Origin of the sequence: Paenibacillus sp. TC-CSREp1, from assembly GCF_050171015.1 — a bacterium.
Taxonomy (GTDB): domain Bacteria; phylum Bacillota; class Bacilli; order Paenibacillales; family Paenibacillaceae; genus Paenibacillus; species Paenibacillus silvae.
Map to the genome: position 1 here is coordinate 1 of NZ_JBNOKM010000005.1, position 23,081 is coordinate 23,081.

General features: G+C 47.0%; 21 protein-coding genes and 1 pseudogene. 21 read left to right on the forward strand and 1 reads right to left on the reverse strand.

Annotation, left to right across the window (positions count from 1 at the left end; all coding sequences use genetic code 11):
* From ACQSGY_RS08365 to ACQSGY_RS08380, 4 genes and pseudogenes are all read left to right on the forward strand, one after another.
* Positions 1–830: pseudogene (locus ACQSGY_RS08365) on the forward strand (DNA ligase); the annotation flags it as partial.
* Positions 827–1,138 carry an EscU/YscU/HrcU family type III secretion system export apparatus switch protein gene (locus tag ACQSGY_RS08370; RefSeq protein ID WP_111269989.1) on the forward strand — a complete coding sequence of 104 codons (312 nt, stop codon included), beginning with the start codon at positions 827–829 and terminating at the stop codon, positions 1,136–1,138. The pseudogene ACQSGY_RS08365 and the gene ACQSGY_RS08370, both read left to right, overlap by 4 nt.
* Complete coding sequence (locus ACQSGY_RS08375; protein WP_427051519.1) at positions 1,132–1,530, forward strand: YraN family protein; 399 nt, start codon at positions 1,132–1,134, stop codon at positions 1,528–1,530. Before ACQSGY_RS08370 ends, ACQSGY_RS08375 begins: the two co-directional genes overlap by 7 nt.
* Positions 1,531–1,816: 286 nt before the next feature.
* The gene (locus ACQSGY_RS08380; RefSeq protein ID WP_216513420.1) at positions 1,817–2,368 is read left to right on the forward strand and encodes a nitroreductase family protein; all 552 of its coding nucleotides are present in this window, start codon (positions 1,817–1,819) and stop codon (positions 2,366–2,368) included.
* A gap of 190 nt (positions 2,369–2,558) precedes the next feature.
* On the opposite strand, the gene ACQSGY_RS08385 is transcribed toward ACQSGY_RS08380, so the two are convergent.
* Complete coding sequence (locus ACQSGY_RS08385) at positions 2,559–4,178, reverse strand: YifB family Mg chelatase-like AAA ATPase (RefSeq protein ID WP_427051521.1); 1,620 nt, start codon at positions 4,176–4,178, stop codon at positions 2,559–2,561.
* Positions 4,179–4,519: 341 nt separating this feature from the next.
* Between ACQSGY_RS08385 and ACQSGY_RS08390 the strand changes: the two genes are divergently transcribed.
* From ACQSGY_RS08390 to ACQSGY_RS08470, 17 genes are all read left to right on the forward strand, one after another.
* The gene (locus ACQSGY_RS08390; protein WP_145402793.1) at positions 4,520–4,975 is read left to right on the forward strand and encodes a MarR family winged helix-turn-helix transcriptional regulator; all 456 of its coding nucleotides are present in this window, start codon (positions 4,520–4,522) and stop codon (positions 4,973–4,975) included.
* A 245-nt stretch (positions 4,976–5,220) separates the two neighbouring features.
* Positions 5,221–6,381 carry an ADP-forming succinate--CoA ligase subunit beta gene (gene sucC, locus ACQSGY_RS08395; protein ID WP_111269994.1) on the forward strand — a complete coding sequence of 387 codons (1,161 nt, stop codon included), beginning with the start codon at positions 5,221–5,223 and terminating at the stop codon, positions 6,379–6,381.
* A gap of 63 nt (positions 6,382–6,444) precedes the next feature.
* Positions 6,445–7,374 carry a succinate--CoA ligase subunit alpha gene (sucD, locus tag ACQSGY_RS08400; RefSeq protein ID WP_110893179.1) on the forward strand — a complete coding sequence of 310 codons (930 nt, stop codon included), beginning with the start codon at positions 6,445–6,447 and terminating at the stop codon, positions 7,372–7,374.
* A 239-nt stretch (positions 7,375–7,613) separates the two neighbouring features.
* Entirely contained in the window at positions 7,614–8,744 is a 1,131-nt protein-coding gene (dprA, locus tag ACQSGY_RS08405) for a DNA-processing protein DprA (protein WP_427051523.1), read from the forward strand.
* Positions 8,745–8,919: 175 nt separating this feature from the next.
* Positions 8,920–11,019 carry a type I DNA topoisomerase gene (topA, locus tag ACQSGY_RS08410; RefSeq protein WP_184180239.1) on the forward strand — a complete coding sequence of 700 codons (2,100 nt, stop codon included), beginning with the start codon at positions 8,920–8,922 and terminating at the stop codon, positions 11,017–11,019.
* A gap of 16 nt (positions 11,020–11,035) precedes the next feature.
* A complete protein-coding gene (gene trmFO / locus ACQSGY_RS08415) occupies positions 11,036–12,379 on the forward strand; it encodes an FADH(2)-oxidizing methylenetetrahydrofolate--tRNA-(uracil(54)-C(5))-methyltransferase TrmFO (protein ID WP_427051524.1) in 1,344 nt (447 codons plus the stop codon).
* A gap of 24 nt (positions 12,380–12,403) precedes the next feature.
* Positions 12,404–12,946, forward strand: coding sequence for an ATP-dependent protease subunit HslV (gene hslV, locus ACQSGY_RS08420; protein WP_111269998.1), 543 nt, complete (start codon positions 12,404–12,406; stop codon positions 12,944–12,946).
* A 115-nt stretch (positions 12,947–13,061) separates the two neighbouring features.
* Positions 13,062–14,468, forward strand: a complete 1,407-nt coding sequence (gene hslU / locus ACQSGY_RS08425; protein ID WP_427051525.1) for an ATP-dependent protease ATPase subunit HslU — start codon at positions 13,062–13,064, stop codon at positions 14,466–14,468.
* 1,005 nt (positions 14,469–15,473) lie between these two features.
* The gene (flgB, locus tag ACQSGY_RS08430) at positions 15,474–15,881 is read left to right on the forward strand and encodes a flagellar basal body rod protein FlgB (protein WP_111270000.1); all 408 of its coding nucleotides are present in this window, start codon (positions 15,474–15,476) and stop codon (positions 15,879–15,881) included.
* Positions 15,882–15,886: 5 nt separating this feature from the next.
* Complete coding sequence (gene flgC / locus ACQSGY_RS08435; protein ID WP_427051526.1) at positions 15,887–16,339, forward strand: flagellar basal body rod protein FlgC; 453 nt, start codon at positions 15,887–15,889, stop codon at positions 16,337–16,339.
* Between the two features lie 54 nt (positions 16,340–16,393).
* Entirely contained in the window at positions 16,394–16,705 is a 312-nt protein-coding gene (gene fliE / locus ACQSGY_RS08440; RefSeq protein WP_110893165.1) for a flagellar hook-basal body complex protein FliE, read from the forward strand.
* A 131-nt stretch (positions 16,706–16,836) separates the two neighbouring features.
* A complete protein-coding gene (gene fliF, locus ACQSGY_RS08445; RefSeq protein ID WP_216513428.1) occupies positions 16,837–18,423 on the forward strand; it encodes a flagellar basal-body MS-ring/collar protein FliF in 1,587 nt (528 codons plus the stop codon).
* A gap of 11 nt (positions 18,424–18,434) precedes the next feature.
* A complete protein-coding gene (fliG, locus tag ACQSGY_RS08450) occupies positions 18,435–19,451 on the forward strand; it encodes a flagellar motor switch protein FliG (RefSeq protein WP_145402788.1) in 1,017 nt (338 codons plus the stop codon).
* A complete protein-coding gene (locus ACQSGY_RS08455; protein WP_427051527.1) occupies positions 19,444–20,301 on the forward strand; it encodes a FliH/SctL family protein in 858 nt (285 codons plus the stop codon). Before fliG ends, ACQSGY_RS08455 begins: the two co-directional genes overlap by 8 nt.
* Complete coding sequence (fliI, locus tag ACQSGY_RS08460; RefSeq protein WP_427051528.1) at positions 20,288–21,607, forward strand: flagellar protein export ATPase FliI; 1,320 nt, start codon at positions 20,288–20,290, stop codon at positions 21,605–21,607. Before ACQSGY_RS08455 ends, fliI begins: the two co-directional genes overlap by 14 nt.
* Positions 21,608–21,618: 11 nt before the next feature.
* The gene (fliJ, locus tag ACQSGY_RS08465; protein WP_427051529.1) at positions 21,619–22,071 is read left to right on the forward strand and encodes a flagellar export protein FliJ; all 453 of its coding nucleotides are present in this window, start codon (positions 21,619–21,621) and stop codon (positions 22,069–22,071) included.
* Between the two features lie 45 nt (positions 22,072–22,116).
* The gene (locus ACQSGY_RS08470; RefSeq protein ID WP_427051530.1) at positions 22,117–23,055 is read left to right on the forward strand and encodes a MotE family protein; all 939 of its coding nucleotides are present in this window, start codon (positions 22,117–22,119) and stop codon (positions 23,053–23,055) included.
* The last annotated feature ends 26 nt before the right edge of the window (positions 23,056–23,081 follow it).

Here is a 23,081-nt window from a genome sequence, read left to right on the forward strand (position 1 = left end):
CCCCTCCCCCCCCCCCCCCCACTGCCGCCCCGGCACAGCCTGGCGCGGCAGCTCAGGCCGCCCCTGCTGCGCAGCAGGGCGGCCAGGTGGCTGCGGCTGCCGAAGGCTCGCCGCAGCCCTTGCCTGCCGCCGCACCTGCGGGCGCGGCGGCAGCCCACGCGCCTGTCACCCACGAGGGAGACCCGTGGGTGGGGCGCGTGCTGAAGCTGCTCGGTGCGGAGCACGAGCAGCAGGCCGTTCACGGCGCGGCGATGCAGCCGCGCGTGGGGGAAGCAGCGAGTCCGGCGAACGCGGACACGCTCAAGGGCTTGCTGCTGCAGCTTGCCAGCAGCGACAGTGCTCCGGCGGCACTGAAAGATGCCGCCGCCCAAGCGGTGCAGTATCTGACAGGTCAGCAGCTGCTGCTTACCACCGATCGCAGTGCAACGTTTGCACAGATGCACTGGTTTATCCCCATCACCGGCCCGGATGGAGAACAGACCGCTTCGGTGCAGATTCAATCGCGCCGTGGTCAGCGCGGTGAGCTGGATGCGTCCAACTGCCGCTTGCTGTTTGATCTGGACATGAAGAGCCTGGGACATACGCTGGTGGATGTACATGTAGTGAATAACATTGTCAGTCTGCGTGTGCTTAATGACAATGAGGGGATGGGAGCTTTGCTGGAGAGCGGCCGTGAGATGATTCAGCAATCACTCGACAAGCTGGGTTATCAGTTGTTGACCTTTAGAGCAGAGGCTTGGCCTGAAGGGCAGGAGGCAGGTGCAGATCGAAAGGTGACTGCATCGGACTACAGCCCTGAGCGATATAAAGGGGTGGATTTCAAAGTATGAAAGAGGAATCACCGCAGCCGGATTTGTTATCCAAAAAAGCAGTAGCGTTAAAATATGTTCCCGGAGAAACCGAAGCGCCGATTGTTGTAGCCAAAGGCCGTGGTAAAGTGGCCGAAGCTATTCTGGATAAAGCCAAGGAAAACGGGGTTCCCGTGCAGGAGGATGCAGCTCTCGTGGAAGTGCTCTCCAAGCTGGATCTGGATGAACAGATTCCAGCAGAGCTGTACCAGCTGGTGGCCGAGGTGCTGACCTATGTGTACCGAGCAGACCGGCTTGCCTCTGGTCGTGATGAGGAGGAGACATGGTAGACTCAGGGTCAGGTGAGAAGTTGAATGGCAAGCTGACTCGTCAGCAGAAGGGTCAAATTGGAGAAGAACAGGCTTGCCGCTGGTTAGAGCAGCACCAGTATCGTATCCTTCAACGAAACTGGCGCTGCCGCAGCGGAGAAGTGGATATCATCGCATCTCACGGGGATTTGTTGATTTTTGTCGAAGTTCGAAGCCGCAGTTCACATGCTGCATTCGGGACTCCGCAGGAGTCTGTCGATCAGCGCAAAATGCAGCAGGTGCGATCCACCGCTGCCGTTTACATACAAATGGCCGAAGAGCATGCTTGTCAGATTCGCTTTGATGTCATTGCTGTGATGATGAGCTCTAAGGGTGAGATTATATCCGTCAATCATGTAGAGAACGCATTTTAAGCTTGAATAATAACAAATGACTGAAGAGATGGGACTTCAGATATCGAAGAAGATATCTAAGGGCTCATCTTTTTTTGTTGGATGGGTGCAGCTGTACACACAGTGATTACACTGTTTTCAATAGACTCCTGCATGTTTTGAACAGCGCATCACACTATGGTGGGATTATAGGGGATAAGAGGACATCAAGGTCTGCACTTTGGGTCATTTTTGAATCTCGGCAGTAGAAGCGTGTATAATGGAAGCTGTAGCCTGCATGTACGATGTGGAGAGGGAGGCATGACCCATGAGTAAAGCGACGAACACAGGTAATGCAGTCCGGCATGCGATCCAGAGCCGCCGAACTGTCAAAAAGTTTAAAAAAGAGGCTGTTCCAACGGAGCAGATTATAGATTTGCTCGATACAGCGGTTTGGGCGCCCAACCATAAATTGCGCGAGCCATGGAGATTTGTACTGTTTAGCGGCAAAGGACGTAAAAAGCTGGCAGAGGCCATTGAAGCCGAGATGGGCGAAGATAACAAGTTTTCTGCCAATGTGCTGCAGGTGCCTTCCATTATGCTTGTTGTAATGGAGGAAGACCCGAGACAAGCGATCTGGGATGAGGATTTTGCTGCAGTCAGTGCGCTGGTTCAGAACTTTATGCTTGCAGCCTGGAGTGAGGAGATTGGCACGTTCTGGGTAACAAAGCCTTTTCTCTATGCACCCAAATTCCGTGAGGAGCTTGGTATCAAGGCCGGAGAGAAGATTATAGGCATGATCTATATGGGATACCCTGATGTGATTCCATCACCGAAAGAGCGCACACCAGCCAAGGACAAGCTTACCTTGTTTGAATAACATTCAGTTTTAACGAAACGATTCATGAATGGTATCAAAGTTTTGTTGGCATGATAGCAAAGTCTTGTTTGAGTGGTATGAAATTTTTTTCAAGGCCGTATCAGACTCTTCATTAACATATATGGAGAGCTCTCATACGGCTCTTTATGTGGGTTCATATGGGTTCACATGCATTCCGCATCTCGCAGCATTAAAATAAATTCAGGTCTAACTGACGATACTGTATTGCTTCCGCCACATGAGCGGTCTGAATCATTCCTTCATGATCCAGATCTGCGATCGTCTGGGCCACCTTCATAATTCGATCACGGGCACGCATGCTAAGTTGAAGTGTAGTCAACGTTTCGTCTAGCAGCAGCTCCGCTTCAGGCGGCAGGTGAATCGTTTTTCGTAAAAAGGTACCCGAGAGCTGACTGTTCCAGCGAACCGGATGGTTCGCGTAACGTTTGGCCTGAATGGCATGGGCTGCAATCACTTTGCTTTGCATGTCAGCAGAAGAAGGGGAGGCTCCGGACTTTCGCCAATCCCCCGGTGGAGGAACCTCGATCTGCAGGTCGATACGATCAAGCAGTGGACCTGAAATTCTGGCACGGTATGCTGCTACGCGAGCAGGAGTGCAGATGCAGCGCTGATCCTCAACCTGGGCTGATAAATAGCCGCAGGGACACGGATTCATAGAGCTGGCAAGCATGAACTGTGCAGGAAACGTGAACGCAGCTCTTGCACGACTGATCGTTACCGTCTGATCCTCGAGTGGTTGTCTGAGCACCTCCAGAACTTGACGCTGAAACTCGGGCAGTTCATCCAGAAATAATATTCCGCGATGAGCGAGACTGACTTCACCCGGCTTTGGTATGCCGCCACCTCCAATCAGGCCGGATGCCGATATCGTGTGATGGGGCGAGCGGAACGGTCTGTCCGTAATCAGTCCCTGTGGCGCTTCTTTCAGTTGTCCGGCTGCGCTTAACACTTTGGTCACCTCAAGCGCTTCCTCTTCCGACAAAGGCGGCAAAATCGTTGGCAGTCGCTTAATTAACATCGTTTTACCTGTACCAGGGGGACCTACCAGCATAATATTGTGCATTCCGGCAGCGGCAATCATTAAAGCACGTTTGACATGATGCTGTCCCAGCACATCGCTATAGTCTTCAGAGGACGAAGAGGACGTTGTCTTGCCTTGATTCCATGGTGAACTGGACGGTGCGCAGCTTCGCAGATGATTATAATTTTTCAAGGTAATTGGCCCTGTACTGGCCATTTTCCCCATCGTATTGCCCATATCGTTTGGCGGATGACCTGAACTGTCTGTGAGGTTAGGTGCCAGGTCCTTCAGGTGACGCAGGCCGTAAATCTCGATTCCACGAATCAGACGAGCCTCCTGCACATTGTCGGAAGGTAACAGAACCGACGTGAAGCCTTGTCTTTTAGCCAGATCAACCATTGATAACATACCGGGCACAGAGCGAATGGAGCCATCCAGTGCGAGCTCCCCCAGCACCAGAGTGCGTTCCCCTGGAGGAAGCACAAGCTGACCGCTGGTTGTAAGCAAAGCAATAGCAATGGCTAGGTCGAAGGAAGACCCTTCCTTACGCAGGTCAGCGGGAGCAAGATTAATCGTAATGCGCTGCAAAGGATACTGGTATCCGCAGTTTTTAATCGCAGCCCGAACTCGTTCAACGGCTTCACGGATCGCTGAATCAGGAAGTCCGATGATGGAGGTTATTGGTAAACCATTCGACAGGTCCGTTTCTACCTCAATTAATACGCCGTCGATACCATAGAGGCATGAGCTGTATAACTTTCCGTACATAACAAAGAAACACCTCACTCGGATAATCGGCTCCGCACAGGTCGGGCCGTTCTTCGAATTAAGGTGCTTCCTCAGCTTCTACTTGCATTTTATAGAAAAGCGATCAGAGCGTCAACCCGTTAGCATTTTCAGTCTGCTTAATTATATTTTATACAACTTAATTTACGATGATTTATTAGGTTCATAAAATAATTTGTGCTCAATTATTCTTCTTTTTATCTATTTTGTGATAAGATAGAACAAAGGCATCTGAATCACTGTAAAATTTAGGTGAAGCAGTTAGGATAGCCTTAAATCCAATAATGCAATTTAATGTACATTAGGCAGGTGAGACAGACAACATGCAGACAGATCGTTTGAAGCTGGACAATCAATTATGCTTTGCCATATACGCTTGTTCACGTGAGATTACCAAGCTGTACCAGCCTTATCTCGAGGTACTGGGTGTAACATATTCTCAGTATCTGGTTTTGATGGTATTGTGGGAGCGGCAGGAGTGTACGGTTAAGGAGATCGGTGAGGCGTTATACCTTGATTCAGGTACGTTGACACCTCTTCTGAAACGTTTGCAGGCAGCCGGACTCATCTATCGGGAGCGTTCCGCTCAGGACGAGCGTAAAGTATTAATTACATTGACCGATACAGGACGTGAACTTAAAAATAAAGCGCTTAGCATTCCGGATGCCATACAGGGAGATGCTTGTCTGAACAGCAAGGAGTTTGAAGCACTGCTTGGTCAGTTCAAAGGCTTGCTGGATAAAGTGCACGCAACCAATATGAATGCATCCAAAAAATAATTGGAGCTGTCATTTACACCGAACCTTAGCTAATTCAGCTAAGGTTTTTTCCATTTATATCCAAGCATTCACAAAAAGGGATCATATCCATATCAAAAAGCTGTCTATTAACCATTACTTTTTTAAGGAAAGCGTTTTAAAAACATGTTACAATGAATTGGGTTTAAGTGAAAATAGTCAACATTTGTCTTTTGTTCGTCTACCAACCCGCCTTGTTGCAGTCATGTTGATAGGAGGATTCGAGAATGAATATCCATGAATATCAAGGAAAAGAAGTACTGAAACAGTATGGAGTTACCGTTCCAAATGGAAAGGTTGCTTATACAGTCGATGAAGCGGTTGCGGCCGCAGAGGCACTGGGCAGTCCGGTGACTGTAGTTAAAGCGCAAATTCACGCAGGAGGCCGGGGGAAAGCCGGCGGTGTGAAAGTGGCAAAAAGCATCGACGAAGTTCGTGCCTATGCTTCCGAAATTTTGGGCAAAGTATTAGTAACCCATCAGACAGGACCAGAAGGTAAAGAAGTGAAACGTCTTCTCATTGAAGAGGGCTGTGATATCCGCAAAGAGTATTATGTGGGTGTTGTGGTCGATCGTGCTACAGGTCGTGTAGTCATGATGGCTTCTGAAGAAGGCGGTACGGAGATTGAAGAAGTAGCTGAAGCTACACCTGAGAAAATTTTCAAAGAAGTGATTGACCCTGCAATCGGGTTACAAGTGTTCCAGGCACGCAAGCTGGCTTACAGCATCAAAATTCCGAATGAACTCGTGAATAAAGCTGTGAAGTTTATGCTTGCGCTGTACACGGCATTTGTTGAAAAAGATTGCTCGATCGCCGAGATCAACCCGCTGGTTGTTACCGGAGATGGAAACGTTATCGCACTGGATGCAAAGCTGAATTTTGACTCCAATGCTCTCTTCCGTCACAAGGATATTCAAGAGCTTCGTGACCTGGATGAGGAAGATGAAAAAGAAATCGAAGCTTCCAAATATGACCTCAGCTACATAGCGCTTGACGGCAACATCGGCTGTATGGTTAATGGTGCAGGACTTGCGATGGCGACGATGGATATCATCAAATATTATGGCGGCGACCCTGCCAACTTCCTTGATGTTGGGGGCGGTGCGACCACAGAGAAAGTTACTGAAGCATTCAAGATTATTTTGTCTGATGCCAAAGTAGCCGGTATCTTTGTTAACATCTTCGGTGGTATCATGCGTTGTGATGTCATTGCCAACGGTGTCGTTGAAGCCGCGAAGCAACTTGGCCTGACCAAACCGCTGGTTGTTCGTCTTGAAGGAACTAACGTGGAACTGGGTAAACGCATTCTGGGCGAATCCGGACTGAATATCGTTCCAGCTGATTCCATGGCCGATGGTGCACAGAAAATTGTGGCCCTCGTAAAATAAGTTCATTCCTTCGTACCGGAGCTGTCCGGGAATTGAAAAATAACCGTAAGGATGTGAAGCAACGTGAGTATTTTGATCGATAAAAATACAAAAGTCATTACGCAAGGCATTACGGGTTCAACGGGAATGTTCCACACGAAGGGCGCATTGGACTACGGAACCCAAATGGTAGGCGGTGTTACGCCAGGTAAAGGCGGAACCAATGTTGACATCACGCTGGAAGACGGTTCAGTAGTCAGCCTGCCGGTATTCAACACGGTGCAGGAAGCGAAGGAAGCTACTGGCGCAACAGCGAGCGTCATTTACGTTCCTCCTGCATTTGCGGCGGATTCCATCATGGAAGCGGTTGACGCAGAACTGGATCTTGTCATCTGTATTACCGAAGGTATTCCTGTTCTTGATATGGTCAAAGTGGACCGTTTCATGGAAGGAAAAAATACGGTATTGATCGGTCCTAACTGTCCAGGTGTCATTACACCGGGCGAGTGCAAGATCGGTATCATGCCAGGATATATCCATATGCCAGGACACGTTGGTGTTGTTTCCCGTTCCGGAACACTGACGTACGAAGCTGTTCATCAGCTTACAACTCGTGGCATTGGTCAGTCTTCTGCGGTAGGGATTGGTGGAGACCCGGTTAAGGGTTCCGAGTTCATCGATATCCTGAAACGTTTCAATGAAGACCCTCAAACGCATGCTGTAATCATGATTGGTGAGATCGGTGGTACTGCGGAAGAGGATGCGGCCGAGTGGGTGGCAGCTAACATGACGAAACCGGTGGTTGGATTCATCGGTGGTGTTACAGCGCCTCCAGGTAAACGTATGGGTCATGCGGGCGCAATTATCTCCGGCGGTAAAGGTACAGCCAAAGAGAAAATTGCGAAGCTCGAATCCTGCGGTATCAAAGTCGCTCCAACACCAGCCGAAATGGGCTCCACTTTGGTAAGCGTGCTTGAAGAACGCGGCATTTTGAATCTGTGCACGACACATTAATCCTGTTCCGTTATAATAGAAGAAACGGCTTGGAAATTGTTTATTTCTGCAACCGTTAATTCAGAAACGGTAAAGGTAAGCAACCTTTTGTCCTTACAAGGGACGAAGGGTTGCTTTTTTGCGTTTTTTTACGAGAAATTCGTTTTGTAATGCCGAATAGGTGTAAACGCTTGCATTTTTTCGGAACTTATCACACAATATGAGGGGAGTTTTTCTCTCCTCCACGGGAGGTAAACAAGATGGAGGAACGCTGGATTTTGTTCGGGCTGCATGAAATGGAGGGCATCGGTAGAAAAAGCATTTCCAAATTGATGTCAGGTGCACATTCACTGACAGAGCTGTTTGATTACCAGGAAGCAGATTGGATTACAGCTGGACTGAGAAAAGATCAGGCTGCCCGGCTGGTCAAGGATTTTAATGCCAGCTGGATTGAATATAGAAGAGAGCAGGTTTATAATCGTGGCCTCAAGGTTATTACTTATTTGGATTCCAATTATCCTATATTAATGAAGGAAACCGTTCAGCCTCCCTGGATTATGTATGCTCGGGGGGATATTGAGCTGCTGCATACACCTTCGATTGCAATGGTTGGAACTAGGCTGCCTACCGTCTACGGACGCAAGGTAGGTGAGAAGCTTGCATCGCAATTAAGTCAGGCTGGACTAACCATTGTCAGTGGTCTTGCCAGAGGTATTGATCGTGTGTGTCATGAGGCCGTTGTACGAGAAGGGGGCAAAACAATTGCCGTGTTTGGAACGGGAATGGACTATGTTTATCCTCCTGAAAACACAAGCCTGGCGGAACAGATTGCCGAAACAGGTCTGCTTTTGTCCGAATATCCACTCGGAACGAGAGCCCGTCAAGGGCTGTTTCCCGAACGTAACCGAATTATAGCCGGATTAACACTTGGTACACTTGTTGTAGAAGCAGATCTGCGCAGTGGTTCATTAATTACCGCGGATGCAGCACTGGAAGCGGGAAGGGATGTATTTGCTGTTCCTGGACCCATTACTTCTCCGAAGAGCCGCGGGGCACATAATTTGATTCGTCAGGGGGCAAAACTGGTCACTTGTGCAGCTGATTTGTTGGAAGAGTATCGTTTGGACTTGCCAAATACCAAACAACTTCCTTACAATAGAGGACGTTCGGCAGAAATGCAGGGGCATGCAGAAGAAGGGCTGTTTACGAAAGTTCAGCTGTCTGCAGATGAACAGCGGATTATCGTTTTACTTGAGCAGGAAGAGCAATCCTTGGATCAACTGATTGATCAGTTAGGCTGGGATTTTGGACATTTACATTCAGTTCTGTTATCTTTAATCATAAAAAAGCAGATTACCCAATTACCTGGAACCAAATATGCAAGGGTATGACGATGCTGCAACCTGTGCAGTATGTGGAATATATAAAATATGAAAATGAAAGTACATGAACTATATAAGTTGAAAAATTATTTACACTCAAACTCTGTCATCGGAGTGTCACTTGTAAATTTCGAAGTTCAACTTATATGGCAAGAAGTTTCATGACTGAGAGGAGGATGAACCTATGGCGGATGCACTCGTAATCGTGGAGTCGCCTTCAAAGGCGAAGACGATTGGCAAATACCTGGGCAGCAAGTTCATCGTGAAAGCTTCAATGGGACATGTCCGCGATTTGCCAAAGAGTCAGATCGGCGTTGAGGTAGAGAACGATTTTAACCCGAAATATATTACGATCCGCGGTAAAGGTTCAGTACTGAAGGAACTCAAGGATGCGCGCAAGAAAGTCAAAAAAGTATATCTCGCAGCCGACCCCGATCGTGAAGGAGAAGCAATTGCCTGGCATCTGGCCCACGCGCTTGAACTGGATGACACGGCCGACTGCCGGGTTGTATTTAATGAAATTACGAAGCAGGCCGTTAAGGACGCATTCAAAACGCCACGTAAAATTAATATGGACCTTGTCAATGCACAGCAAGCCAGACGTATTCTGGACCGGCTTGTGGGTTATAAGATCAGTCCACTATTATGGAAGAAAGTAAAAAAGGGCCTGTCCGCAGGGCGGGTTCAATCCGTTGCGGTCAAAATTATTCTGGATCGTGAGAACGAGATTGATGAATTCGAGCCAGAAGAATACTGGAGCATCACGGCCAAACTGAGTGCAGATGGTAATCCGTTTGAAGCGAAGTTCCACAAATTAAACGGCACCAAAACCGAGCTGGGCAGTGAAGCGGAAGTACAGGCTATTCTCAAACAGATTGAGGGCGCCGACTTTACGATCAAGGAAGTAAAAGAAAAAGAGCGTACGCGTAATCCTTCTGCGCCATTTACAACGAGCTCCCTACAGCAGGAGGCGGCGCGTAAACTTAATTTCCGGGCTTCCAAAACGATGTCGGTTGCCCAGCAGCTCTATGAGGGCGTAGACCTTGGAAAAGAGGGCACAGTCGGTCTGATCACGTATATGCGTACCGACTCCACCCGTATTGCGGCTTCAGCACAGGAAGAAGCCAAGGAATATATCATTGGCAAATACGGAGAGACCTTTGCACCGGAGAGCCCGCGCAATTATTCCAAAAAGGCTTCCAATGCTCAGGATGCACACGAAGCAATCAGACCAACCTCTGTACTGCGTGATCCGGATTCCATTAAATCCTTTATGAGTCGTGACCAGTTCCGATTATACAAGCTTATATGGGAACGCTTTGTAGCAAGCCAGATGTCCTCGGCTATTCTCGACACACTTTCGGTAGATATCGCTGCAGGAGATACCATTTTCCGGGCGGCGGGTTCGAAAGTCCGCTTCCAGGGTTTTATGAAAGTGTATGTTGAGGGCAATGACGATGGTACTACCGAGGAAGATCGGTTGCTTCCTCCGCTCAAAAGTGGAGATGTGCTTGAAAAGCAGGAAATTGAGCCCAAACAGCACTTTACGCAGCCACCGCCGCGTTATACGGAGGCAAGGCTTGTTAAAACATTGGAGGAATTGGGCATAGGCAGACCGAGTACATATGCGCCGACACTGGAGACTATTCAGAAGCGCGGATATGTTGCGATCGAAGAAAAGAAGTTTATGCCGACCGAGCTCGGAGAGCTTGTTATCGAGCAGATGGAAGAGTTTTTCCCGGAAATTCTGAATGTTGAGTTTACCGCGAACATGGAAGGTGATCTTGACCATGTAGAGGAAGGCTCCGAAGACTGGGTTAAAGTTCTCGCTGAATTCTATGAATCTTTCGAAAAGCGGCTGGAGTTTGCCGAAGAAGAAATGAAAGAGATTGAGATTGAAGACGAGGTATCCGATGAGATATGTGAAAAGTGCGGCAAACCGCTTGTTTACAAGCTGGGGCGTTTCGGGAAGTTTCTTGCGTGCTCGGGTTTTCCTGATTGCCGCAATACCAAACCGATCATCAAGGATATCGGCGTAACATGTCCGAAATGTAAAGAAGGGCATGTGGTGGAGCGTCGCAGTAAAAAAGGACGTATATTCTACGGATGTGACAAGTATCCTGAATGTGATTTCGTTTCCTGGGATAAACCTTCCGCTAAGCCTTGTCCTAGCTGTGGATCTTTAATGATAGAGAAACGAAACAAAAAAGGAACCAAACTACAATGTACTTCATGTGATCATCAGGAGCCGGTGGAAGAAACGGAAGATGAGTCAGCGGATTAGCATATGATGGGGGTAAATGATTTTGACAAGTGAACAACAAGTAACGGTTATTGGTGCCGGATTGGCTGGATCAGAAGCGGCTTGGCAGATTGCCAGCCGAGGTGTGCGCGTTAAACTATATGAGATGAGACCGGTTGTCAAAACACCGGCTCATCATACAGATAAATTTGCCGAACTGGTCTGCAGCAACTCGCTGCGTGCCAATGGGCTGGCTAACGCAGTAGGTGTATTGAAAGAAGAAATGAGAATGCTGAACTCTTTGGTGCTGGGCGCTGCTGATCGTCATGCTGTTCCGGCGGGAGGTGCTTTGGCGGTTGACCGTGATGGCTTCTCAGGGGAAATTACATCCACACTGCATCAGCATCCGCTTATTGAAGTGGTGAATGAAGAGCTGACCTCGCTGCCTGAAGATGGCATTGTCGTTGTAGCTACAGGGCCCCTCACTTCGCCAGCGTTGTCCGAGCAGATCAAGGCACTGATGGGTGAGGAATATTTCTATTTTTATGATGCAGCAGCACCGATTATTGAAAAAGATTCGATTGATATGAACAAGGTATACCTCGCCTCCCGTTACGATAAAGGAGAAGCGGCTTATCTGAACTGTCCGATGACAGAAGAAGAGTTCGATATTTTCTATGAAGCGCTTATTAACGCCGAGGTTGCTCAGCTCAAAGAGTTTGAAAAGGAAATTTATTTCGAAGGCTGCATGCCGATCGAAGTTATGATGAAGCGTGGTAAACAAACGGCTTTGTTTGGACCTATGAAGCCGGTAGGTCTGATTAACCCGCATACAGGTGAATTACCGCACGCCGTAGTACAGCTCAGACAAGATAATGCGGCGGGAACGCTCTACAATCTGGTTGGCTTCCAGACCCACCTGAAATGGGGCGAACAAAAACGGGTATTCTCTCTGATTCCAGGTCTTGAGAATGCGGAGTTTGTACGTTATGGTGTAATGCACCGAAATACATTTATTAACTCACCGAAGCTGCTGCGTCCGACGTATCAGTTCAAAGATCGCCCGAATCTGTTCTTTGCCGGACAGATGACAGGGGTGGAAGGATATGTTGAATCTGCGGCATCCGGTCTGATTGCAGGCATGAATGCGGCCAAAGCGGCACTTGGTCAGGAGCTGGTTGTACTTCCAGTGGAAACAACGCTAGGAAGCATGGCTCAATATATTACAACAGCTGATTTCAAGCATTTTCAGCCGATGAACGCAAACTTTGGTTTGCTTCCGAAACTGGAAACTAAAATTCGAAACAAAAAAGAAAAAAATGAAGCACTTGCCCAGCGTGCCCTGGATGGAATCGCCAAGTTTGCTGCTTCCGAAGGTCTAACCGTTCCAGAACGCGTATAAATTATTCGTGGGGAGGCAGATATCATGGATATGTCATTTCATGCGACAACGATCTGTGCTGTCCGTCATAATGGCAAGGCGGCGATTGCAGGTGATGGTCAGGTAACGATGGGCCAGAGCGTTGTTATGAAAAATACAGCCAAAAAAGTGAGACGTTTATATCGCGGACAGGTTGTTGCCGGATTTGCAGGTTCTGTGGCTGATGCAATTACGTTGTTTGAAAAATTCGAAGGTAAGCTCGAAGAACATCACGGTAATCTGCAGCGGGCTGCTGTGGAGCTTGCGAAGGATTGGCGGCAGGACCGCATTTTGCGTAAGCTTGAAGCGCTGCTGATCGTCATGGATAAAACGGGTATGCTGCTTATTTCAGGCGGTGGCGAGATTATAGAACCGGATGATGATATCATCGCCATTGGTTCAGGCGGTAATTTTGCACTGTCTGCTGCACGGGCACTGAAACGTCACGCTGTACAGATGGAAGCCAAGGACATCGCACGCGAATCCCTTCAGGTGGCTTCTGAGCTGTGTGTATATACGAACAGCAATATCATTGTGGAAGAATTGTAAAAACAAAGAAATCTCCCGTACAGGGGCAAGATGTTTCATCTGCTCTGGCTTACGTTAAGGAGATTCTTTGTTCTTGTAGTACATGAACGTTAACATACATGCAGGAGGGAAGCATATGAATACTCAAGCCTTAACGCCAAGACAAATTGTTGCGGAACTGGATAAATATATTGTAGGTCAGAAACAGGCGAAAAAATCAGTGGCAGTAGCCCTTCGTAACCGCTATCGACGCAGTCTTTTGCCAGAACACACACAGGACGACATTGTGCCTAAAAATATACTGATGATTGGCCCTACAGGCGTTGGTAAAACAGAGATTGCCCGCCGTCTTGCCAAGCTGGTGGGCGCACCCTTTGTCAAAGTGGAAGCTACCAAGTTCACTGAGGTAGGATATGTGGGCCGTGATGTGGAGTCCATGGTCCGTGACCTGATCGAAACATCACTGCGTATGGTAAAGCTTGAGCGTACAGAAAAGGTGAAGGACAAAGCGGAGGAAGCGGCGAACGAGCGCATTGTACATATCCTGGCCCCTTCCCAGTCCAAGTCCAAAAATCAGCGTAATCCGTTTGAAATGATTTTTGGCAACAACAATGCGGGGAATGCTGCTAATGAGCAAGACGAGCCGGAACCTGATACAGGAGTGGCAGAGCGCCGACGCAAAATCAGATTTGATTTGCTGTCTGGTAAACTGGAAGATGACATCATCGAGATTGATGTGGAGGATAGTACTCCAAACATGATGGATATGTTTGCTGGTCAGGGCAATGATCAGATGGGCATGAACATGCAGGAGATGTTTGGCAGCTTGCTGCCTCGTCGCACGAAGAAGCGCAAACTGGCAATCAAGGAAGCACGCAAAGTGCTGATTCAGGAAGAAGCAAGTAAATTGATTGATATGGATGATGTGACTCAGGAATCCATAAGACGTGCAGAACAGACAGGCATTATTTTTATTGATGAAATTGATAAAGTGGCGAGCCAAGGACGTGGAAGTGGCCCGGATGTATCGCGTGAGGGGGTACAGCGTGACATTCTTCCAATCGTAGAAGGTTCGACGGTGATGACCAAGTATGGTCCGGTCAAAACGGATTATATCCTGTTTATGGCGGCTGGCGCGTTCCATGTGGCCAAACCTTCAGATCTTATTCCTGAGCTTCAGGGACGCTTCCCGATTCGGGTAGAGCTTAACAGCCTTTCACTGGATGAGTTTGTGTCTATTTTGACAGAACCACAGAATGCATTAACGAAGCAGTATGTGGATTTGCTGCGCACAGAGAATATCGAAATCGAGTTCTCCGATGAAGCGATTCGAGAGATCGCCAAATTGGCAGAATCGGTTAACCAGAACACAGAAAATATCGGTGCTCGCCGGTTGCATACCATTTTGGAGAAACTTCTGGAGGATCTTTCCTTTGAAGCTCCTGAGCTTACGCTCGAGCATATGGTGATTACGCCTGAGTATGTACGGGAGAAGTTAAATGATATCGCAACAGATCGTGATTTGAGTCAGTATATTTTGTAACAGCCTTTTATGTTTGGTGAAAAAGCGAGTTTATGGCGGCCAGCTTAGCCAATAAGCTGTAACGTATGGTTAGCTAATGAGTATGTATCGGAACAGACATTTTCTAATTATCTGTGAACACTTGCGGATGACATGGAGAAGGTCCTGTTGTTCGGTACATACTTTTTTATTTTTATGAATGGCTAAATCTTTCTTGGGGATACACCGATATAAGAGATGTAACATATTGAATAGACTGAAAAGTAGGACTTGTGCCGCAGACTAATCAGGGCAAAGGGCAGAGGAATGGCGGTTTATTCACACAAAAACAAAACCATTCATTTCCATTAAAAGAATTTTAATTATTTAATTTGCATTTATTATTCATGCGAAGCATTGGAAAAACTTGCGCATTTACGCAAATTGTTGATTTGCGGAAAAATGGGAAGCGGCTAAATTTTTGGCGGACATAAATTAGAAACAGTAAATGTAATTGTTAAAAAAGTGTTGAGGAAGAAATGAAGTTCAGACGATTTTTCAATGAAGAATGGTCAAGCGATGTAGAAGAAACTTCATTTAAGATACACTCTCTAGCAGCTCTAAACCCTAATATAGCGGTAAAAAATGCTAAAACCAACAAGTAGTCAAGCTTTTGAAATGCATGTGATTACCTCTTGCTTAATGAGAAATAGGGATTGAGAGAATCACAATTATTTTAAAAATGTTTAAGCTTGTTTTTCAACATTGTTAATACATTTTTGATTTGGGACTGAATATTTACGAAAAAAATCATAATTTACAGAAAACACACAAAAAGCCCTCTCTTTCAGAAAAGATAGGGCTTTTTTCTTATTGTAATATATCCCAATCTCGAAGAAACTTATGTTATACGACAACATCAGAGTTAATTCTACCAAAGTCCTAGAAAAACGTATAAAGACGAATGTTTTTGTCGAAAAATCATAAGCAGTTTCGCGTAAAAAGATTCAATCTTTTTCCATAAATTCTAAAGAGAGGAGGGATATCGTGAATCTTTTAAATGATATCAGTTTTAAAAGATTGCAAGGTGCACTCGATGCGTCGAACATCAGACAACGAACGATTGCTGACAACATCGCGAATGCCGATACCCCGTATTTCAAGCGCTCAGACGTTTCTTTTGAAGAAATGCTACAGGAACAGATGAACGGTGATCTGCCTGTTCTCAAAGGTAAAGTAACGGATCCAAGGCATTTTGTCATAGGTCCTTCCTCTTCTATACCAACGCCAGTAGTCAATATGGACCAGTCCACCTCCATGAATAACAACCAGAATAACGTGGATATTGATCGGGAAATGAGCCTTCTGGCGGACAATCAATTGCGTTACAACGCTTATATCCAGCAAGTCAACGAACAAATTAAAATGATGCGAATCGGCGTAGAAGGGAGATAACATCGTTGAATATTAGTAACAGTTTTGGAATCAGTGCTTCGGCCCTAACGGCTCAACGGTTACGAATGGACGTCATCTCATCAAACATAGCAAACGCGGAAACCACACGCGCGAGCGTGGTTAACGGGGTTGCAGTTCCTTATAAAAGGAAAATGGTTGTATTGGAGCCGAATAAAACGTCCTTCAGTACAATGCTGCAAAATCAGATTCGAGGTGGAGGAACGGGTGACGGTGTCAGAGTAACCGAAATTCGAGAAGATCAGTCACCACTCAAGCCAGTCTATGATCCTACTCATCCTGACGCAAACGCAGAAGGTTATGTCTATATGCCGAATGTGGATATTGCGAAGGAAATGGTCGATATGATCTCGGCTTCACGTTCTTACGAGGCTAACGTTACAGCACTGAATTCAACCAAAGCGATGATTTCCAAAGCCTTGGAGATCGGTAGATCTTAATCTGTTGCATTCTTCGACAACCATTGAAACCAGGAGATAAGGGGAGGGACATTCATGATTCAGAATAATATGTTCAACATTCAAGGTGCCCAGCAGTTGCAGATGAAAAGCACTGTTGAAAATAAACCTTCTACACCAGCCGAGAGCATTCAGAGCTTCGGTACATATTTACAAAATGCGTTAGGGTCTGTCGCTGCACAGGAGTCCCAAGCGCATGAAATGTCTAATCAATTTTTGATCGGCAAGGCGAATGTAGATCAGGTGATGATTGCTTCAGAACAAGCCTTGTTAAGTCTGCAGCTGACCTCTCAGGTTCGAAACAAAGTGGTTGAGGCTTATCAGGAGATTATGCGCACGCAGTTATAAGAAACACTCGCGCAGACAATAGCGCTGATCATTACGGCAAGCAGCTGCGATGCTGCTCCTCATACAGGCTAATGGAACGCTAAGGCCTTGTGGAAGGACAGACTAAGCAAAGTTTCGGATGGGGTGACAGAGTGAATGAGAGAATTGCCCAGTACAGAGACAAGGCATCACAGTACTGGAACAGCTTTAGCAAGAAGCAAAAAACATTATTTATTTCAACCTTCTTATTTCTGATTTTGGCAGCAGTCGTTCTGACGATGCAGTTATCCAAAACAGAATATGAAGTTGCGTTCACTGATTTAAATGCAAGCGATTCAGCTGGTGTAATCAATTATCTGAACTCTTCCAATATTCCTTACAAGCTCAGTGCAGATGGAAAGAGCATCTCTGTGCCTAGTACAGATGTAGCGCTGACGAAAGTTAATATCGGATCTCAAGGCATTATTCAAAATGGCTCGCTCGGTTATAAAGCATTTGAAAGTTCTTCTTCGCCTATTGGCATGACAGATAAAGAGTTTGATGTGAAGTATAACAATGCATTAAACGGAGAAGTTGAAAAGCTGCTTGAGCGAATGCAGGGAATTCAGGATGCCAAAGTGCTTGTTAACATGCCGAAAGATAACATCTTTGCAGGTCTGGAAGAGCAGGACAAAGCCTCGGCTTCCGTAGCGCTTCAGTTCAAGCCCGGCTATCATCCGAACCAGGCAGCTGTAGACGGATATTTCAATTTGGTCAAAACGGCTGTCCCGAACCTGCCGATTGAAAATATCACCATCACCAACACGGATGAGGCTGAGCTCATTCCAACGGCTCGCGGTGGCAGCGGTGGGTTGTCATCTGAAGTTCAGGAAAATATGGCTCTACAGAAAAAGTTTGAAAGTGATGTGCGGAACAACGTTAAACAGTTCCTTTCTCAAATTGTAGGTGAGGACAAGGTTAACGTGCTCGTAGCCTCGAAACTGAATTTTGACAAGGTGACCAGCAAAGAAAATATGGTTACACCTGTGGATCAAGAGAACATGAAGGGCATCGAGATCAGCGTGCAGCAGATTCAAAAAAGCTATACAGGAGGAGCTACACCGTCTGGTGGTGTCGCAGGAACCGGTCAACAGGACGTTCCGGGTTATCCTTCCTCAGATACAAACAGCAATGGGAATTCAGAGGAATCATCAAGCACGATTAACTATGAAGTGAATCGAATTGCCAGAGATATCATTTCAAGCCCATATACTGTAAAAGATTTAACCATTAACGTCGCGGTTGAACCGCCTGCAGGACAAACTGAATTGCAGCAGCCGGTTCGGGATGCCATTGAAAATATTCTGGTGAATATCGTTCGTGCCTCATTGGCAGATTCAGGTACTACAATAACAGACGCAGATTTGACGAAAAAAGTTTCAGTCATGTCACAAGGGTTCGCAACGGCTGCAGATGCCAAAACAGGCTTCCAGCTGACACCTGCAATGATGTGGGGTGGCGGAGCATTGATTGCAGCTTTGATTGCTACAGTCGTAATCCTGTTAGTGCGTCGTCGTCGTAAACAAAATGAGATTGAGGAAGAAGAAGACATTCCGCTTCCAGTAGCAACAGAGTTCCCGTCCATTACACTGGACAGTGTGACGAACGAAAGTCAAGTGCGCAAACAATTGGAGAGTTTGGCCAAGAAAAAGCCGGACGAATTCGTCAATCTGCTGCGTACGTGGCTGGCTGACGAATAGAGGTGAACACATTGGCAAAAGCAGGAAGTCAAACATTGACTGGAAGACAAAAAGCAGCAATCTTGTTAATTACGTTAGGTCCGGAAGTGTCAGCGCAAATCTTCAAGCATTTACGTGACGAGGAGATTGAGCAGCTAACATTGGAAATCGCCAATGTACGTAAGGTGGATGCTTCGGAGAAGGACCTTATCATGTCTGAGTTTCACCAGATTTGTTTGGCACAAGAGTATATCTCTCAAGGCGGCATTAACTATGCCAAAGAAATTTTGGAGAAGGCGCTCGGCTCGACCAAAGCGCTTGAAGTTATTAATCGGTTGACCGCTACACTGCAAGTCAGACCGTTTGATTTTGCGCGTAAAGCAGATCCGAACCAGATTTTGAACTTTATTCAGAATGAAAGTCCGCAAACGATCGCTCTTGTCTTGTCCTATTTGCAATTTGAGCAGGCCGCAGCGATTCTGTCTTCTCTTCCTCAGGAGAAACAGGCTGAAGTCGCTCGCAGAGTAGCGGTTATGGACAGTACTTCGCCGGAAGTTATTTCACAGGTGGAACGTGTGCTGGAACAGAAACTATCATCAACAGTAACGCAGGATTACACGAATGCCGGTGGTATCGAGTCCATCGTTCAGATCTTGAACGGTGTCGATCGGGGGACAGAGCGTACCATTCTGGATTCTCTGGAGATTCAAGACCCGGAACTGGCAGAAGAAATCAAAAAACGCATGTTCGTTTTCGAAGATATTGTCAATGTGGACGATCGCTCCATTCAACGTATTATCCGGGATATCGACAATGCCGATCTGCAGCTTGCACTCAAAGTGGCAAGCGAGGAAGTGCGGGAGGCCGTGTTCAGGAATATGTCGAAACGGATGTCCGAAACATTCAAGGAAGAGATGGAATTTATGGGACCTGTACGGTTGCGTGATGTGGAGGAAGCTCAGACACGTATCGTAGGTACAATCCGCAGACTGGAAGAAGCCGGTGAGATCATTATCGCACGTGGCGGAGGAGATGATATCATTGTCTAATTTGATTAAATCTTTCCAGTACGTTCCTGTCGAAGACCATAAAAGGCTCGAAAATCATCATTATTACGGTAGTGAAGAAGAGGCCGGATTGGATGGGGACGAAGCTGCAGTTTCCGAAGCAGACGTGCTTCGTGCACGAGTGGACGAAGAGACGGAACGGCTTACTGCCGAGATGCTGGAGGATGCCAAGGAGTTTGCGGAAAAGCAGGTGCGCGATGCTTCGGAAGAAGCAGAACGAATGCTTCAGGAAGCCCGGGAACAGATTGATCGCTGGTGGCAGGAGCAACGAGAGCAGGATGAGCATCTGACTGAGGCTCTGCGATCACAAGGTTTCCAGCAAGGGTTTGAAGAAGGAAGAGCACAAGCTGAAGTAGAGCTCCAGGTGAAGATCGAAGAGATGATGAGAGAAGCACAAGAAGTGCTTCAGGAAGCCTATGTTGCCAAAGATCAGATTATTCAGGAAGCAGAGCCTTTTCTTGTTGAACTTGCGTGCGGCATTGCGGAGAAAGTAATTGACAAGCAGCTGACGGTGGAGCCTGAACAAACACTCGAACTGATACGTCAGAGTTTATCAAGAAAAAGAGAACAGGGACAGATCACACTTTGTGTGGCGCCTGAACAGTTTTCTTTTGTACAAGCTGCACGGGAAGAACTGGCTCTCTCTATTGATTCGCAAGCGGAGCTGCAGATTCTGCCAGATGCAACGGTTAAGGATAAAGGATGTGTTATCCGTTCTGCCTTCGGGAGTGTTGATGCACGGATTGATACACAGCTTGCCGAGATAAAAAAAGAACTGATCCGCATAGCACTTGAGGATGAGGAGCGAAAACATCAACATGAAAGTTCTTAGTTCACAGCGATATATGGAGCATCTGCGGCAATTTGATCCTGTTCGGATTAACGGCAAAGTAACTCAGGTGATAGGGCTGATGGTGGAGTCCGAAGGCCCTGATGCCAGCATCGGTGATGTATGTTACATCTACCCCGGAAAATCTGCCAAGCCGCTTCAGGCTGAGGTCGTGGGGTTTCGGGATAACAAAGTGCTGCTTATGCCGCTCGGGGAGCTTCAATCTATCGGCCCCGGCTGTGACGTCGTAGGTACGGGGAAACCGCTCGGAGTGCAGGTGGGCTCAGAGCTTCTCGGTAAAGTGCTGGATGGACTTGGACAGCCGCTTGATGGTTCGCTGCTACCTTCCAGAATGCCGATGTACTCTACCTCCAATACACCTGTAAATCCGATGGATCGTCCACGTGTCCTTGAAACGATGAGCGTGGGTGTCCGGGCAATCGACGGTTTGCTAACGGTAGGCAAAGGGCAGCGGGTTGGTATTTTTGCCGGATCAGGTGTTGGTAAAAGTACATTAATGGGCATGATTGCCCGGAATACCGCAGCGGATGTCAATGTGATTGCACTTGTCGGAGAACGTGGTCGTGAGGTACGTGATTTTATTGAGCGGGATCTGGGACCGGAAGGTCTGGAGCGTTCTGTAGTCATTGTGGCAACATCAGATCAGCCTGCATTGATCCGAATCAAGGGGGCCGTTATTGCAACAACGATTGCTGAATATTTCCGGGATCGGGGCATGAATGTCATGTTAATGATGGATTCTGTTACCCGCTATGCAATGGCGCAAAGAGAAGTGGGACTGGCAGTAGGTGAACCGCCTGCAATGAGAGGATATACCCCTTCGGTATTTGCAAGTCTGCCCAAGCTGCTGGAACGTGCAGGCACAGGACCAACGGGTTCGATTACAGCATTTTATACTGTACTGGTTGACGGGGATGACATGAACGAGCCGATTGCAGACGCGGTGCGTGGGATACTGGATGGTCACATTGTGTTAAACCGTGCGATAGCTAATAAGGGACATTTTCCTGCAATAGATGTGCTTGCCAGCATCAGTCGTGTCATGAAGGATATAGCTCCTGAAGAACAGATTGAAGCGGTTAACAATATGAAACGTCTCATGGCCGTGTATAAGGAATCAGAGGATTTGATCAACATCGGTGCTTACCAGCGTGGATCAAATGCTGCTATAGATGAAGCCATGGACCAGATTGATCATATTTGGGAGTTTACGAAGCAGAAGGTTGATGAAAAGACAACGTTGAGTGAGGTACAGGAGCGGTTGATTCTGGAGTTTGCAAGGAGATGAATAGGTAAACGATGAAATTTCGATATCATTTCCAGAAGGTTGTTGACCTGAAGAGCAATGAGAAGACACAGGCAGAGTGGATGTTATCTTCAGCCATCGGTAAATTGCAAACGGAAGAAGAACATCTGATGCAATTAATTAATGATCGGAACAGTCTGATGGAGATTATTCAATCTTCTGCAGAGAGTTGTGCATCAGCGTCCAGTTTGCAGGAGATGCAGCGTTATGCATATCACCTTGACGAATGTATCTCACGGAAGAGCAGTGATGTCAAGCATGCTCAGGTTAATGTGCAGCGGAATCAGACCTTTCTGAATGGCAAAGTAATAGACGAAAAAGTGTGGCTTGGAGCGAGGGATAAGGCCAAAATCAGATTTCAGCAAGAGATGCTCCTCCGGGAACAGAACGATCTGGACGAGATGGCTACTGTACGCTTCGCTGCCAAGGCTGGACGCGCGAACTGATAGGTGAGCCGGACGCGAAGTTGTCTCGTGAAGGAGGAATAAACGGTGGCTGTAGAAGACGCTGATATGGAAAAAGAATCCGGGAATGGATGGGAAAAGTTTCTCATGATTTCTATTCCGATTGTATTTACGGTTGTACTGTTAGGTGTACTGCTTACCCTATTTAATGTAGATATTCGTAATAATGCACTTGAACTTGCCCAGAAAATCCCTTTTGTAAAGAACTGGGTGCCTGATCCGGTCCTGGACCCGGAGAAGGAAAAACTGAAAAGCTCGGAAAAGCAGGTAGAAAGCGCCGAAGCAACGATTGAAAAGCTGAAGTCTCAAGTTACGGCCAAAGACGCAGAGATCAAAGCAGCTAAAGAAGCAGCAGCTGCCGAAACACAGAAAACGGCTGATTTGCAAAAAAAACTGGATGATGCCCAAAAGGCTGCTGAAACGGCGGCAACGGCACAGCCGGAAACGGAAAGTGATTATCAGAAGCAGATTAAAAGTTTAGCCAAAATGTATGCGGATATGAGTCCAAGTAAAGCAGCGCCGATCTTGCAAAATATGACGAATGAAGAAATGGTGCTGATGTTAAGTGCGATGCAGTCCACGGCACGTACGAAGGTGCTGGAGAAAATGGACCCGAAAACCGCTGCAGATGTCACGATGATGATGAAAGATGCGAAACCTTCAGGGGATCTGGCAGTGGATGCATTGCAATCCCGATTGAAAAAGGAAACTGCGGCCGCATCTACAACAACAGCGACGAACAGCAAAAATCTGGACAAAAACCAGTTAAGTCAGACCTTTGCCTCCATGTCTGCGTCCAGTGGTGCCAAGTTGTTACTGGAAACCTACAAAATAAGTCCAGACAAAACACTGACAATACTGAATTCAGTTAATGATGCAACCCGTTCACAATTGCTGGAAAATATGTCCAAGGAAGATTCGGTCGAGACAGCTAAAGTTTTGAATCGGCTGATGGGCAATAAATAAGCACTATGAATCTGAATGGCATGGAG

Coding starts and splice junctions, on each gene's coding strand:
- hslU (WP_427051525.1), top strand. CDS start 13,062: ATGAATACTCAAGCCTTAACGCCAAGACAAATTGTTGCGGAACTGGAT.
- ACQSGY_RS08370 (WP_111269989.1), top strand. CDS start 827: ATGAAAGAGGAATCACCGCAGCCGGATTTGTTATCCAAAAAAGCAGTA.
- ACQSGY_RS08375 (WP_427051519.1), top strand. CDS start 1,132: ATGGTAGACTCAGGGTCAGGTGAGAAGTTGAATGGCAAGCTGACTCGT.
- topA (WP_184180239.1), top strand. CDS start 8,920: ATGGCGGATGCACTCGTAATCGTGGAGTCGCCTTCAAAGGCGAAGACG.
- fliE (WP_110893165.1), top strand. CDS start 16,394: ATGATTCAGAATAATATGTTCAACATTCAAGGTGCCCAGCAGTTGCAG.
- fliJ (WP_427051529.1), top strand. CDS start 21,619: ATGAAATTTCGATATCATTTCCAGAAGGTTGTTGACCTGAAGAGCAAT.
- ACQSGY_RS08385 (WP_427051521.1), bottom strand. CDS start 4,178: ATGTACGGAAAGTTATACAGCTCATGCCTCTATGGTATCGACGGCGTA.
- hslV (WP_111269998.1), top strand. CDS start 12,404: ATGGATATGTCATTTCATGCGACAACGATCTGTGCTGTCCGTCATAAT.
- ACQSGY_RS08390 (WP_145402793.1), top strand. CDS start 4,520: ATGCAGACAGATCGTTTGAAGCTGGACAATCAATTATGCTTTGCCATA.
- sucC (WP_111269994.1), top strand. CDS start 5,221: ATGAATATCCATGAATATCAAGGAAAAGAAGTACTGAAACAGTATGGA.
- trmFO (WP_427051524.1), top strand. CDS start 11,036: ATGATTTTGACAAGTGAACAACAAGTAACGGTTATTGGTGCCGGATTG.
- dprA (WP_427051523.1), top strand. CDS start 7,614: ATGGAGGAACGCTGGATTTTGTTCGGGCTGCATGAAATGGAGGGCATC.
- fliI (WP_427051528.1), top strand. CDS start 20,288: ATGAAAGTTCTTAGTTCACAGCGATATATGGAGCATCTGCGGCAATTT.
- ACQSGY_RS08380 (WP_216513420.1), top strand. CDS start 1,817: ATGAGTAAAGCGACGAACACAGGTAATGCAGTCCGGCATGCGATCCAG.